11 protein-coding genes are annotated in these 15112 nt (G+C 41.1%); 10 read left to right on the top strand and 1 reads right to left on the bottom strand.

Annotated features, from left to right (window positions below; translation table 11 throughout):
* Positions 1–29: 29 nt before the first annotated feature.
* The 9 genes from ligA to HT687_RS08970 all read left to right on the top strand — a co-directional run bounded on the left by ligA (position 30) and on the right by HT687_RS08970 (position 13080).
* Entirely contained in the window at positions 30–1988 is a 1959-nt protein-coding gene (gene ligA, locus HT687_RS08930) for an NAD-dependent DNA ligase LigA (protein ID WP_023936817.1), read from the top strand.
* Between the two features lie 2 nt (positions 1989–1990).
* Positions 1991–2950: a diacylglycerol kinase family lipid kinase gene (locus tag HT687_RS08935; protein WP_023936816.1), complete on the top strand. Its 960-nt coding sequence runs from the start codon at positions 1991–1993 to the stop codon at positions 2948–2950.
* 22 nt (positions 2951–2972) lie between these two features.
* On the top strand, positions 2973–5252 hold the full coding sequence (gene pulA, locus HT687_RS08940; RefSeq protein ID WP_000283051.1) for a type I pullulanase: 2280 nt from the start codon (positions 2973–2975) through the stop codon (positions 5250–5252).
* A 381-nt stretch (positions 5253–5633) separates the two neighbouring features.
* Positions 5634–7562, top strand: a complete 1929-nt coding sequence (gene glgB, locus HT687_RS08945; RefSeq protein WP_172924169.1) for a 1,4-alpha-glucan branching protein GlgB — start codon at positions 5634–5636, stop codon at positions 7560–7562.
* A complete protein-coding gene (locus HT687_RS08950; RefSeq protein WP_023936814.1) occupies positions 7552–8694 on the top strand; it encodes a glucose-1-phosphate adenylyltransferase in 1143 nt (380 codons plus the stop codon). Before glgB ends, HT687_RS08950 begins: the two co-directional genes overlap by 11 nt.
* Positions 8684–9823 (top strand): glucose-1-phosphate adenylyltransferase subunit GlgD, encoded by a 1140-nt coding sequence (gene glgD / locus HT687_RS08955; protein WP_023936813.1) that lies wholly within the window; start codon positions 8684–8686, stop codon positions 9821–9823. Before HT687_RS08950 ends, glgD begins: the two co-directional genes overlap by 11 nt.
* Entirely contained in the window at positions 9820–11253 is a 1434-nt protein-coding gene (gene glgA / locus HT687_RS08960; RefSeq protein WP_023936811.1) for a glycogen synthase GlgA, read from the top strand. The genes glgD and glgA overlap by 4 nt, the downstream gene beginning before the upstream one ends.
* Positions 11254–11311: 58 nt before the next feature.
* On the top strand, positions 11312–11956 hold the full coding sequence (gene serB / locus HT687_RS08965) for a phosphoserine phosphatase SerB (protein WP_023936809.1): 645 nt from the start codon (positions 11312–11314) through the stop codon (positions 11954–11956).
* Between the two features lie 8 nt (positions 11957–11964).
* On the top strand, positions 11965–13080 hold the full coding sequence (locus HT687_RS08970; RefSeq protein ID WP_172924170.1) for a glycerate kinase: 1116 nt from the start codon (positions 11965–11967) through the stop codon (positions 13078–13080).
* Here HT687_RS08970 and HT687_RS08975 read toward each other — a convergent pair.
* Positions 13077–13523, bottom strand: a complete 447-nt coding sequence (locus tag HT687_RS08975; RefSeq protein ID WP_000131108.1) for a DUF1694 domain-containing protein — start codon at positions 13521–13523, stop codon at positions 13077–13079. The genes HT687_RS08970 and HT687_RS08975 overlap by 4 nt on opposite strands.
* A 163-nt stretch (positions 13524–13686) precedes the next feature.
* On the opposite strand from HT687_RS08975, the gene eno reads away from it, so the two are divergent.
* Complete coding sequence (gene eno / locus HT687_RS08980) at positions 13687–14991, top strand: surface-displayed alpha-enolase (protein WP_000022822.1); 1305 nt, start codon at positions 13687–13689, stop codon at positions 14989–14991.
* Positions 14992–15112 lie beyond the last annotated feature (121 nt).

Genomic DNA, 15112 nt, shown 5'->3' on the forward strand with positions numbered 1-15112 from the left:
GAGGGCTTGTTTTATGGTAAAATGGTTTTATGAATAAAAGAATGAATGAGTTAGTCGCCTTGCTCAATCGCTATGCGGCTGAGTACTATACCAGCGATAATCCCTCGGTTTCAGACAGTGAGTATGATCGCCTTTACCGAGAGTTGGTTGAGTTAGAAACTGCCTATCCAGATCAAGTGCTAGCAGACAGTCCGACCCATCGTGTTGGTGGCAAGATTTTAGATGGTTTTGAAAAATACAGTCATCAGTATCCTCTTTATAGTTTGCAGGATGCTTTTTCACGTGAGGAGCTTGAAGCTTTTGATGCGCGTGTTCGTAAGGAAGTGGCTCATCCGACCTATATTTGTGAGCTGAAAATCGATGGCTTATCTATCTCGCTGACTTATGAAAAGGGGATTTTAGTTGTTGGTGCAACACGTGGAGACGGTTCTATTGGAGAAAATATCACAGAAAATCTCAAACGTGTTAAGGACATTCCTTTGACTTTGCCAGAAGAACTAGATATCACAGTTCGTGGGGAATGTTACATGCCACGCGCTTCCTTTGACCAAGTTAACCAAGCGCGCCAAGAAAATGGAGAGCCTGAATTTGCTAATCCTCGTAATGCGGCAGCAGGAACTCTGCGTCAGTTGGATACAGCAGTAGTTGCCAAGCGCAATCTTGCTACCTTCCTCTATCAAGAAGCCAGCCCGTCAACTCGTGATAGTCAAGAAAAGGTTTTGAAGCACCTAGAACAACTAGGTTTTGTGGTTAATCCTAAGCGAATTCTGGCTGAAAGCATGGATGAAATCTGGAATTTTATCCAAGAAGTTGGACAAGAACGAGAAAATCTGCCTTACGATATTGATGGAGTGGTAATCAAGGTCAACGACCTAGCAGGCCAAGAAGAACTTGGCTTTACCGTTAAAGCTCCAAAGTGGGCAGTAGCCTACAAGTTCCCAGCTGAAGAAAAAGAAGCTCAACTCTTATCAGTTGATTGGACAGTTGGCCGTACGGGTGTTGTAACCCCAACTGCGAATCTAACACCAGTACAACTAGCTGGTACAACTGTTAGCCGTGCGACTCTGCACAATGTGGATTATATTGCTGAAAAAGATATCCGAAAAGATGATACGGTTATCGTTTATAAGGCTGGAGATATTATCCCTGCCGTTTTACGTGTAGTAGAGTCCAAACGGGTTTCTGAAGAGAAACTGGATATCCCTACAAACTGTCCAAGTTGTAACTCTGACTTGCTGCACTTTGAAGATGAAGTGGCCCTGCGTTGTATCAATCCGCGTTGCCCTGCTCAAATCATGGAAGGCTTGATTCACTTTGCTTCTCGTGATGCTATGAATATTACAGGCCTTGGTCCATCTATTGTTGAGAAACTCTTTGCTGCTAATTTAGTCAAGGATGTGGCGGATATTTATCGTTTGCAAGAAGAAGATTTCCTCCTTTTAGAGGGGATCAAGGAAAAGTCCGCTGCTAAACTGTATCAGGCTATCCAAGCATCTAAGGAAAATTCTGCCGAGAAGCTCTTATTTGGTTTGGGAATTCGCCATGTCGGAAACAAGGCCAGTCAGCTTTTACTTCAACATTTCCACTCAATTGAAAATCTGGCTCAGGCAGATCCAGAGGAAGTGGCTAGTATTGAGAGTCTGGGTGGTGTGATTGCCAAGAGTCTCCAGACTTATTTTGCGACAGAAGGCTCTGAAATTCTCCTCAGAGAATTGAAAGAAGCTGGGGTCAATCTGGATTATAAAGGTCAAACTGTAGTAGCGGATGCAGCCTTGTCAGGTTTGACAGTGGTATTGACTGGAAAATTGGAACGGCTCAAGCGCTCAGAAGCTAAAAGTAAACTCGAAAGTCTGGGGGCCAAAGTGACAGGCAGTGTGTCTAAAAAGACCGACCTCGTCGTGGCAGGAGCAGATGCTGGAAGTAAACTTCAAAAGGCGCAAGAACTTGCTATCGAAGTTCGAGATGAAGCTTGGCTAGAAAGTTTGTAACAATGACAGAAGAAAGAAAACGTGCGCGTTTAATTTATAACCCAACCTCAGGGCAGGAAATTATCAAGAAAAATATAGCAGAAGTGCTGGATGTTTTGGAAAATATTGGCTATGAAACCAGTGCCTTTCAAACGACTCCAGAACCTCTTTCGGCACAAAAAGAAGCTGAGAGAGCAGCCAAAGCTGGTTTTGATTTGATTATTGCTGCAGGTGGTGATGGAACAATTAATGAGGTAGTCAATGGGGTTGCCTCGCTCGATAAGAGACCTCGGCTTGCTATCATCCCAACAGGTACGACTAATGATTATGCGCGTGCCCTAAAAATTCCAATGGGTGATCCTGTTGCGGCTGCTCATATTATTGCTAAAAATGAGACCATTCATATGGATATTGGACGAGCTTTTGGCGACAAATATTTTATTAATATTGCCGCTGCTGGAACCTTAACCGAATTGACTTACAGTGTTCCAAGTGAAGTCAAGACGCGTCTTGGTTATTTTGCCTATGTTGCTAAAGGCATTGAAATGTTTCCTAAGACCAAGGTTCGTCCAGTGAGAATCACACACGATCAGGGGGTCTTTGAAGGAGAGGTGTCCTTGATTTTTGTTGCCTTGACCAATTCCATTGGAGGGTTTGAGCAGTTAGCGCCTGATACCAAGTTAGACGATGGTAATTTTACTCTGATTTTGGTCAAGACAGACAAGCTATTTGATATGTTGGGCTTATTGATACAGGCCATTAATGGTGGTCAGCATGTCTCAGACGTCAATATCGAATACCTTAAAACTAGCAAACTACGTTTAGAAGTTTTAGATGACCAAGAACCATTTATGCTGAACCTAGATGGGGAATATGGAGGAGATACCCCAGTTGAACTTCAAGTCTGCCATCATCACATCGAATTTTTTGTCAATCGAGACGAGATTAGTCAAGAATTTATTAGTGAAATAGAAACGAATTAAAAAGTAAAAAGGAAAAATAAAAATGTATAACTACCCTATGCGCATTCATTACCATCGCAAGAATGGTGAATACGACACTTGCTCTTTTGTAAAGAGTAAGGATCAACGAATTGATTTACTAACTTACCAAGAAGATTATTTTGGAGCCTTATTTAGCTTTGAACACCCAAGTGCTCATCCCTTAGAAAGCTTGAATTTTGTGGTTCACACAGGCCAAACTAGTAAAGAATATGCTATCCGTTTTAATCACTATCCCCTCTTAACAGAGGTCTGGATTTTGGAAGGCGATGATAGAATTTATTATTCTGAAAATCCTGCAATTGCAAGTCCTTTCTATAAAAATCAAAATCCTTTTGCTTTTGACAAGGCTATCAATAGCGCTAGTTTCGACCACCACTGGGGCTACCAAGGGGAATTGGGTTGCCGTGTAGAGGACAATCAGGCTCGTTTTGCTCTCTGGGCTCCAACAGCGACAGAAGTGCAGGTTGTCGTTTATGAATCAGCTGCTAATGATGCTCCTGTTTGGAAGACCTTTGAGATGGAGAGAGGCAATAGCTACTCTTATAATCACAAGGACAATACAATCGGTGTCTGGAGTTTGGATGTTGAGGAAGATTTGACTGGTAAGGCTTATCAGTATCAAGTCCAATTCCCTCACCACCAAACAGTGACACGCGATCCCTATACCATCGCGACCAGTCCTGATGGCAAACGTTCAGCTATCCTGAGCCATGAAGAAAAGCAAGTTGCAAACTTCGAGGTCAAGCACGGTTCAGAGGCTACTTGGCGCTTGGCAAATCCATGTAAGGCAGTTATTTGTGAAATGCACATTCGTGATTTGACCAAATCACCGACCTCAGGTGTGGATGAACATCTTCGAGGAACTTTCTTAGGTGCTGCACAGACTGGAACAGTTAACCAGTACGGCCAAGCAACTGCTTTTGATTACATCAAGAAGCTGGGCTACAATTATGTTCAGTTGCAACCAATTGCAGACCGTCACAAAGAATACGATGAGGATGGGAATGTAACCTACAACTGGGGTTATGACCCACAAAACTATAACGCGCCAGAAACTAGTTTTTCAACTAATCCAGACGACCCAGCTCAGGTTATTCGTGATTTGAAGACCATGGTTCAAGCTTACCACGATGCGGGTATTGGTGTTATTATGGATGTGGTCTATAACCATACCTTCTCAGTTGTTGATGCACCTTTCCAAACAACTGTCCCTGATTACTATTATCGTATGAATCCAGACGGTACCTTCCAGAATGGAACAGGCGTTGGAAATGAAACAGCCAGTGAACACGAAATGTTCCGCAAGTATATGATTGATTCTCTTCTATACTGGGTTCAGGAATACAATATTGACGGCTTCCGTTTTGACTTAATGGGGATTCATGATGTCAAGACTATGCAGATGATTCGTCAAAGCTTAGATGAAATCGACCCTAACATTATCCTCTATGGAGAAGGATGGGATATGGGAACAGGTCTTGCCCCTTATGATAAGGCCAAGAAGGACAATGCCTACCAGATGCCAAATATTGGTTTCTTTAATGACAATCAGCGCGATGCTGTCAAAGGGGGAGAAGTTTATGGTGCTATCAAGTCAGGTTTTGTCAGTGGTGCTGCGACAGAGCCAATTCTTGCTAAAGCAATCCTAGGAAGTCGTGAATTAGGAAGCTATACACATCCAAATCAGGTGCTTAACTATGTAGAAGCCCATGACAATTACAATCTTCACGATTTATTGGCAACCCTTCATCCAGACCAAAGTTCAGAGCAAATCATGCGCAAGGTCGAGACAGCCACAGCCATGAATCTGCTCATGCAGGGGATGGCCTTTATGGAAATCGGTCAAGAATTTGGTCGTACCAAACTGGTTGCGACTGGTGAAAATGGTGAGTTGACCCATGATGATAGAGAGCGTGCGATGAATAGCTATAATGCTCCTGACAGTGTGAACCAAGTGAACTGGAACTTGATTAATGAGCGTCAAGACAGTATTGAGTTTATCCGTCAAGTCATCCGATTGAAGACAAAAACTGGTGCCTTTTCTTACTCTAGCTATGATGAAATTTACCATCATGTCTTTGTGCATTCTGCAATTGAACATAGCGGCTGCCTTATCTATGAAGTTCATGGGAAAGAACACCTCTTGGTGGTTGTGAATGCTAAATCAGAACCCTATCCATTTGAAAATGCAGGAAATTTAGCTATGTTGGTAACCAACAGTCGCTCAAAAGAAGACAATGTGTTAGATGATATTAGTCTAGCTGTCTTGAGTGTTTTATAAAGACCATCTATCTCGCTATTCTAACAGATCATTGGAAGTGAACGAATAGAAAGAACTTAGTTGATAACTCACTCGTATAGAAAATTTGATATATATTTTCATCAAACGTGTAAAATCAGGAAATTGTTTTCCTGGTTTTATTTTTTTGCTATAAAATAATAATAATCATAGAAAAAATACGAACTTTTTGGTATTGTAGTAGAAAAAGAAATGCATTTTCGCAATTTTTTTGAAAAAATATTAATTTACAATTGAACAACTAAGTTAACTTTTTGTAGATTTTCAAAATAATTTTAAAGAAGTATAGTAATTTACTTGAATCTTCTCTAAAAAAGTAGTATAATAAAAACATAGAAAACGCTTACAGCAGAAAGGGAGTATATGGATAGAAGAGAAGCATTGCGCACCTTTATGACAGGTGAGAATTTTCACCTCCAGCATTATCTGGGAGCGCATAGGGAAGAAAAAGATGGTGAGTCTGGCTATACTTTCCGAGTTTGGGCACCCAATGCTCAGGCAGTTCACTTGGTAGGGGATTTTACCAATTGGGTAGAAAATCAGATTCCAATGGTAAGAAATGACTTTGGGGTCTGGGAAGTCTTTACCAATATGGCTCAAGAAGGGCATATTTACAAATATCATGTCACACGTCAAAATGGTCATCAACTGATGAAGATTGACCCTTTTGCTGTCAGGTATGAGGATCGTCCAGGAACAGGGGCAATCTTAACAGAGCTTCCTGAGAAGAAATGGAAGGATGGACTTTGGCTGGCACGAAGAAAACGTTGGGGCTTTGAAGAGCGTCCTGTCAATATCTATGAAGTTCACGCTGGATCATGGAAAAGAAATTCTGATGGCAGTCCTTATAGTTTTGCCCAGCTCAAGGATGAACTCATTCCTTATCTCGTTGAAATGAACTATACTCATATTGAGTTTATGCCCTTGATGTCCCATCCTTTGGGCTTGAGTTGGGGGTATCAGCTTATGGGTTACTTCGCTTTAGAGCATGCTTATGGCCGACCAGAGGAGTTTCAAGATTTTGTCGAGGAGTGTCATACCCATAATATTGGAGTTATTGTGGACTGGGTACCAGGTCACTGTACCATCAACGATGATGCCTTAGCCTATTATGATGGGACACCGACTTTTGAATACCAAGACCATAATAAGGCTCATAACTATGGTTGGGGAGCACTCAATTTCGACCTTGGGAAGAATGAAGTCCAGTCCTTCTTGATTTCTAGCATTAAGTTTTGGATTGACTTTTACCATTTGGACGGTATTCGCGTGGATGCGGTTAGCAACATGCTCTATCTAGATTACGATGATGCCCCATGGACACCGAATAAAGATGGCGGTAATCTCAACTATGAAGGATATTATTTCCTTCAACGCTTGAATGATGTCATTAAACTAGCTCATCCAGATGTGATGATGATAGCTGAGGAAAGTTCATCAGCTACTCAGATTACTGATACAAAGGATTCAGATGGTCTTGGCTTTGACTACAAATGGAATATGGGCTGGATGAATGATATTCTCCGTTTCTATGAAGAAGATCCGATTTATCGTACATACGACTTTAACCTAGTGACTTTCAGCTTTATGTATGTCTTCAAGGAGAATTATCTCCTACCATTCTCACACGATGAAGTTGTTCATGGCAAGAAGAGTATGATGCATAAGATGTGGGGAGATCGTTACAATCAATTTGCAGGTTTGCGCAATCTCTACACTTACCAAATTTGTCACCCTGGTAAGAAATTGCTCTTCATGGGTAGCGAATATGGTCAATTCCTAGAATGGAAATCTGAAGAACAGTTGGAATGGTCTAACCTAGAAGACCCAATGAATGCTAAGATGAAGTATTTCACTTCTCAGCTAAACCAGTTTTACAAAGACAACCGCTGTTTGTGGGAAATTGATACCAGCTATGATGGTATTGAAATCATTGATGCGGATAATCGAGACCAGAGTGTTCTTTCCTTCATCCGTAAGGGTAAGAAGGGCGACATGCTAGTCTGCGTCTTTAATATGGCACCTGTTGAACGAAAAGATTTTACAATCGGTCTGCCTGTTGCAGGGATTTATGAAGAAGTCTGGAATACTGAGTTAGAAGAGTGGGGAGGCGTTTGGAAAGAACATAATCAAACTGTTCAAACGCAAGAAGGACTATGGAAAGATTATGAGCAGACCTTAACCTTTACCCTACCGGCTATGGGGGCTAGTGTCTGGAAAATCAAACGTCGCTTGAAATCTGCAAAAACCGTCACAAGTAAAAACCAAAAAGGAGTAGAAAATGAAGAATGAAATGTTAGCTTTGATTCTTGCTGGTGGGCAAGGAACTCGTCTCGGTAAACTCACTCAAAGCATCGCAAAACCAGCTGTGCAATTTGGTGGGCGCTACCGTATCATTGACTTTGCCCTTTCAAACTGTGCCAACTCAGGGATTCACAATGTTGGAGTCATTACACAGTACCAGCCACTTGCTCTCAACAATCATATTGGGAATGGTTCAAGCTGGGGACTAGATGGTATTAATTCTGGTGTTTCTATTCTCCAACCTTATTCTGCCAGTGAAGGAAATCGTTGGTTTGAGGGGACTAGTCACGCTATTTACCAAAATATCGACTATATCGACAGTGTCAATCCTGAGTATGTCTTGATTTTGTCTGGGGATCACATCTACAAAATGGACTATGATGATATGCTCCAGTCTCATAAGGATAATAATGCCAGCTTGACAGTAGCAGTTTTAGACGTCCCTCTTAAAGAAGCAAGCCGTTTTGGTATCATGAATACTGATGCCAACAATCGTATTGTTGAATTTGAAGAAAAACCAGCTCAACCTAAATCTACAAAGGCTTCTATGGGAATCTACATTTTTGATTGGCAACGCCTTCGTAATATGTTAGTCGCTGCTGAAAAGAGCAATGTAGATATGTCAGACTTTGGTAAAAATGTCATTCCAAATTACCTTGAGTCAGGTGAAAGTGTTTATGCTTACGAATTTAGTGGTTATTGGAAAGACGTCGGTACGATTGAGTCACTTTGGGAAGCGAACATGGAGTACATTTCTCCAGAAAATGCCTTGGATAGCCGTAACCGTCAATGGAAGATTTACTCAAGAAACTTAATTTCACCACCAAACTTCCTTGGGGCAAATGCTGATGTGGAAGACTCATTAGTTGTAGACGGATGTTTCGTTGATGGAACTGTTAAACATTCTATCCTTTCAACAGGCGCGCAAGTTCGCGAAGGGGCAGAAGTTGTTGATTCAGTTATCATGAGTGGAGCTATCATTGGTCAAGGAGCTAAGATTAAACGTGCCATTATTGGTGAAGGTGCGATTATTTCTGACGGTGTCGAAATTGATGGAACAGAAGAAGTACAAGTTGTAGGATATGATGAAGTAGTGGGGGTAGCAACAGATGAAGATTGATAAATATTCTGCCATTTTAGGAAACACAGTTGGTTTTCACGATATGGCGACATTGACAGACCACCGTCCAGTAGCTAGTTTGCCATTTGGTGGGAAATATCGCTTGATTGACTTCCCACTTTCAAGCCTTGCTAATGCAGGTGTTCGTAGTGTCTTTGGTATTTTCCAGCAGGATAATATCAGCTCAGTCTTTGACCATATCCGTTCAGGACGCGAGTGGGGCTTATCAACCCTTCTCAGTCACTATTATCTAGGTATTTACAATACTCGTGTGGAGAGTAGCACAGTAGGAAAAGAATACTACCAACAGCTTCTTACTTATTTAAAACGCTCTGGATCAAACCAAACGGTTGCCCTCAACTGCGATGTCTTGATTAACATTGATTTGAACCAAGTTTTCCATCTACATAGTACAACAAAAGGGCCTATCACTGTAGTTTATAAAAAACTAGCTAAGAAAGATATTTCAGAAGTAAATGCAATCTTAGAAGTGGATGAAACAGACCATGTTCTTTCTCATAAACTCTTTGATAGCAAGTCAACAGCTGAAACGTTCAATATGTCTACAGATATCTTTGTCGTTGATACACCGTGGTTGATTGAACGCTTGGAAGAAGAAGCTAAAAAAGAACATCCAGAGAAATTGCGTTATGTTTTACGTGATTTGGCTGCAAAAGAGGGAGCTTTCGCCTACGAGTACACAGGCTACCTAGCCAATATTCACTCTGTAGAGTCTTATTACCAAGCTAATAAAGATATGCTTGAATCACAGAAATTCTATTCTCTCTTCTCACCAAATCAAAAGATTTATACAAAGGTCAAAAACGAAGAACCAACTTATTATGCTAATACATCTAAAGTAAGCACTTCTCAGTTTGCGTCTGGTAGTATCATTGAAGGTCAAGTGGCTAATTCTGTTCTATCACGTAATATTCATGTCCATAAGGATAGCTTGGTTAAAGATAGCCTACTCTTCCCTCGTGTTGTTATTGGAGAAGGTGCTCAGATCGAATATGCTATCTTGGACAAGGGTGTTGAAGTTGAGCCTGGTGTTGTGATTCGAGGAACTGCAGAACATCCAGTTGTCGTTAAGAAAGGTAGCAAAGTAACAGAGGATATTCATTCATGAAAATTTTATTTGTAGCAGCAGAGGGTGCACCCTTTTCAAAAACAGGTGGTCTGGGAGACGTCATTGGCGCTCTTCCTAAATCACTGGTAAAAGCGGGACATGAAGTTGCAGTGATTTTACCCTACTATGACATGGTAGAGTCTAAATTTGGAAATCAGATTGAAGATGTGCTTCATTTTGAGGTGAGTGTTGGTTGGCGCAGACAGTATTGTGGGATTAAGAAAACCGTCTTAAACGGTGTAACCTTCTACTTTATTGACAGCCAATATTATTTCTTCCGTGGTCATGTTTACGGTGATTTTGATGATGGGGAACGTTTCGCTTTCTTCCAACTGGCTGCCATTGAGGCTATGGAAAGAATTGACTTCATTCCTGACCTTCTCCATGTTCATGACTACCATACAGCCATGATACCGTTCTTGTTAAAGGAAAAATACCGTTGGATTCAAGCCTATCAAGGTATTAAAACTGTTTTAACCATTCATAATTTGGAATTCCAAGGACAATTTTCAGAAGGAATGTTATGGGATTTGTTTGGAGTTGGCTTTGAGCGTTATGCTGATGGCACCCTTCGCTGGAACAACTGTCTGAACTGGATGAAGGCTGGTATTCTTTATGCTGACCGTGTTTCAACCGTTTCACCTAGTTATGCTCATGAAATTATGACCAGTCAGTTCGGATGTAACTTGGATCAGATTCTTCGAATGGAATCTGGCAAGGTCTCTGGTATCGTGAATGGGATTGATACGGATATTTATAATCCGGAGACTGATGCTCATTTAGACTATCATTTCAATCAGGAAGATTTGTCTGGAAAAGCCAAAAATAAGGCAAAATTGCAAGAAAGAGTTGGCTTGCCAGTTAGAGCTGACGTTCCACTGGTGGGAATTGTTTCTCGTTTGACACGTCAAAAAGGTTTTGATGTGGTGGTCGAAAGTCTGCACCATATCTTGCAAAATGATGTTCAGATTGTTCTTTTGGGAACTGGCGATCCAGCCTTTGAAGGAGCTTTCTCATGGTTTGCTCAGATTTACCCAGACAAGCTATCAGCAAATATCACTTTTGATGTCAAACTTGCTCAAGAAATCTACGCCGCTTGTGATCTCTTCCTCATGCCAAGTCGTTTTGAACCGTGTGGCTTGTCTCAAATGATGGCTATGCGTTACGGAACCTTGCCATTGGTTCATGAAGTTGGTGGCTTGCGAGATACCGTTCGTGCTTTCAATCCAATCGAAGGAAGCGGTACTGGCTTTAGCTTCGACAATCTATCTCCTTACTGGTTAAATTGGACTTTCCAAACAGCATTGGACTTGTATAGAAACCATCCTGATGTTTGGAGAAACCTACAAAAACAAGCTATGGCGTGTGATTTCTCATGGGATACAGCCTGCAGGTCATACCTTGACTTGTACCATAGTTTAGTTAATTAATAGATAAAATCGTATGATGACTTCATACGATTTTTAGGCTGTTTAGAGAGGAGAACTGATGTCTCAAGTAAAAGGCTTGTGTGTTATGGATGTGGATGGAACCTTAATCCTAGAAGAAGTGATTGATTTATTGGGAAGAGAGGCAGCTTGTGAGGAGGAAATTGCGCAGCTTACAAGTCAGGCAATGCGAGGAGAGTTGGACTTTGAAAGCAGTTTACGAGACAGAGTGTCCTTCTTGGAAGGTCTTCCTGTTTCGGTTTTTGATAAAGTCTTCAACACTATTCATCTATCGCCAAATGCCCAGGAATTCATCTCCATTCTCCAAAAGAATGGTATCCTAGTTGGTCTGGTGTCCGGTGGCTTTACACCAATAGTTGAAAGATTGGCAAAATCTCTTGGAATTGCCTATTTCTCTGCCAACCAACTTGAAGTCAAAGGTGGCTTTCTAACAGGGAAATTAGTTGGACAAATTATTAGTCCCGAGGTTAAAAAAGAGACTATGGAACAATGGAGAGAGGAACTAAAACTTTCTAAAGAAAGAACGATTGCAATCGGTGATGGGGCCAATGATTTATTGATGTTGAAGTCAGCGGGACTAGGAATCGCCTTTTGTGCAAAAGAAGTACTCAAAAAAGAAATACCAAATCATGTTGACAAGAGGGATTTTTTAGAAGTTCTACCTTTGATTGACTGTTTAGAATGAGGGAAAATATGAAGATTGTAATTGCACCAGATTCGTTTAAGGAAAGCTTGTCTGCTCAACAGGTGGCTGAAGCTATTAAAAGAGGTTTCCAACAATCGATAGCAGATGTAGAATATCTCCTCTGCCCTGTTGGTGATGGGGGAGAAGGTACTGTAGATGCTATCCGACATTCTCTTGACCTAGAAGAAAAATGGATCCAAGTGACAGGCCCTTTTGGCCAAAAAGAAGCCATGCGCTATTTTCAAAAAGGGAAACTGGCACTATTTGAAGTAGCTGACTTGGTTGGCCTTGGAAAAATTCCGATAGAGAAACGAAATCCACTTCAAATCCAAACTTGTGGTATCGGAGAGTTGATTCTCCATCTCATTGCTCAAGGGATTAAAGATATTTATATCGGTGTTGGTGGCACGGCCAGTAATGATGGAGGACTGGGGATTGCTGCTGGTTTAGGTTATCAATTTTATGATAGGGACGGAAATGTCTTGCCTGCTTCCGGTCAATCCTTATTAAACTTAGCTTCTGTTTCAACAGAAAATCGCTATAAAATTCCTGAAGGTGTTCAAATTCATATTTTATCAGATGTCGTGAGTCCCTTATGTGGTCATCAAGGTGCGACTTACACTTTTGGCAAGCAAAAAGGCCTAAATCTTACTATGTTTCCAGTCCTAGATCAAGCAATCCAAGACTTTTATGAAAAAGTCTCACCTGCAATATTGCAAATTAAAGGATTAGGAGCTGGTGGAGGCCTTGCTGGTGGTTTGTGTGCCTTTGCTCAGGAAAATATCGTGTCGGGAATTGATACCTGCTTGAACTTAATCAACTTTGATAAGAAAGTTTCAGATGCTGACTTGGTGATTGTTGGAGAAGGTAGACTGGACAGTCAAAGCTTTGCTGGGAAAGCGCCTATAGGTGTTGCAAAAAGAACCCCTGTCGGAGTTCCTGTTATTGCTATTTGCGGTAGTCTTGCTGAAGATTTACCTCCCCTACCATTTGAAAATATCCAAGCTGTCTTTTCTATTTTGGAGAAAAGTGAACCTTTAGAAGATAGTTTGAAAAATGCCAGTCTCTATCTGGAGCACACGGCTGCCAATATTGGGCACTTATTAACTATGCGCAAGATTTAGCCAAACCATTTTTTCCATAAGGATGTTTTGGATGGTTCTTCCTTTTTAACTTCCCAAAGTTTTGGAAAAGCAAGTCGAAGATCCTTTTCTTCTACTTGAACGGGTGCATTGCTATGGATAACCAGACCGAAGGGAGAAGTAATATGCTCTTCAGATACTATGGTAGCTTGACTATCAGTTTCTTTTGCTTCTTTTAAGTAGAAAACTTGCTTGTCAAATTCGATAGTTGGTGAAATCTTCACAAATAGTGGCTCTGCTTTTTCCTGAAGGTTTTCTAAAATAGATAAAAATCCTTTTTCTAACTGAGGGCTATTTGCTGTATCAATATCTGCATATCCAAGAACTCTTTCCTCAAAAGTACCAAGATAGCGTCTTTGCTCATCCGGATTTAATTTTGCTCCACCATGAGCTTGTTCAAGTAATTGTTTTGATAAATCTGTCATGAAAACAGTATATCATAAAAGTTAGAATAAAACAGACAAAAGAAAGCGATTACTTTATAAAGTTAAGGAAAAGTTGCACAAAGATAACGTTTTTTCTTGAAAAAGGAGGGGTTTTAAGGTATTATAGAGGTGTAAAAAATTTAACTCATAAGGAGAGTAAAAAATGTCAATTATTACTGATGTTTACGCTCGCGAAGTCCTAGACTCACGCGGTAACCCAACACTTGAAGTAGAAGTTTACACTGAATCAGGTGCTTTCGGACGTGGTATGGTTCCATCAGGAGCTTCTACTGGTGAACACGAAGCAGTTGAACTTCGCGACGGTGACAAATCTCGTTACGGTGGTCTTGGTACACAAAAAGCTGTTGACAACGTAAACAACATCATTGCTGAAGCTATTATTGGCTACGATGTACGTGATCAACAAGCTATCGACCGTGCTATGATCGCTCTTGACGGTACTCCTAACAAAGGTAAATTGGGTGCAAACGCAATCCTTGGTGTGTCTATCGCTGTAGCTCGTGCTGCTGCTGACTACCTTGAAATCCCACTTTACAGCTACCTTGGTGGATTCAACACTAAAGTTCTTCCAACTCCAATGATGAACATCATCAACGGTGGTTCTCACTCTGACGCTCCAATCGCTTTCCAAGAATTCATGATCGTACCTGCTGGTGCGCCATCATTCAAAGAAGCTCTTCGTTGGGGTGCTGAAATCTTCCATGCTCTTAAGAAAATCCTTAAATCTCGTGGTTTGGAAACAGCCGTAGGTGACGAAGGTGGATTTGCTCCTCGTTTTGAAGGAACTGAAGATGGTGTTGAAACTATCCTTGCTGCGATTGAAGCTGCTGGATATGTACCAGGTAAAGACGTATTTATCGGATTTGACTGTGCTTCATCAGAATTCTACGATAAAGAACGTAAAGTTTACGACTACACTAAATTTGAAGGTGAAGGTGCTGCTGTTCGTACATCTGCAGAACAAATCGACTACCTTGAAGAATTGGTTAACAAATACCCAATCATCACTATTGAAGATGGTATGGATGAAAACGACTGGGATGGTTGGAAAGCTCTTACTGAACGTCTTGGTAAGAAAGTACAACTTGTTGGTGACGACTTCTTCGTAACAAACACTGACTACCTTGCACGTGGTATCCAAGAAGGTGCTGCTAACTCAATCCTTATCAAAGTTAACCAAATCGGTACTCTTACTGAAACTTTTGAAGCTATCGAAATGGCTAAAGAAGCTGGTTACACTGCCGTTGTATCACACCGTTCAGGTGAAACTGAAGATTCAACAATCGCTGACATCGCAGTTGCAACTAACGCAGGACAAATCAAGACTGGTTCACTTTCACGTACAGACCGTATCGCTAAATACAACCAATTGCTTCGCATCGAAGACCAACTTGGTGAAGTAGCAGAATACCGTGGATTGAAATCATTCTACAACTTGAAAAAATAAAGTAGTTCAGTAAACTATTTTATCCCGAACCTTGAAATTCAAAAGTTCGGCCGTTGATTTAACAACGTTTCTAGCCCCTCGGATTTTTTCCGAAGGGCTATTTTTGGTACGACGGGCATGT

The sequence above is a fragment of the Streptococcus sp. 1449 genome (genome assembly GCF_013276805.1).
In the GTDB taxonomy this organism is placed as follows: domain Bacteria; phylum Bacillota; class Bacilli; order Lactobacillales; family Streptococcaceae; genus Streptococcus; species Streptococcus pseudopneumoniae.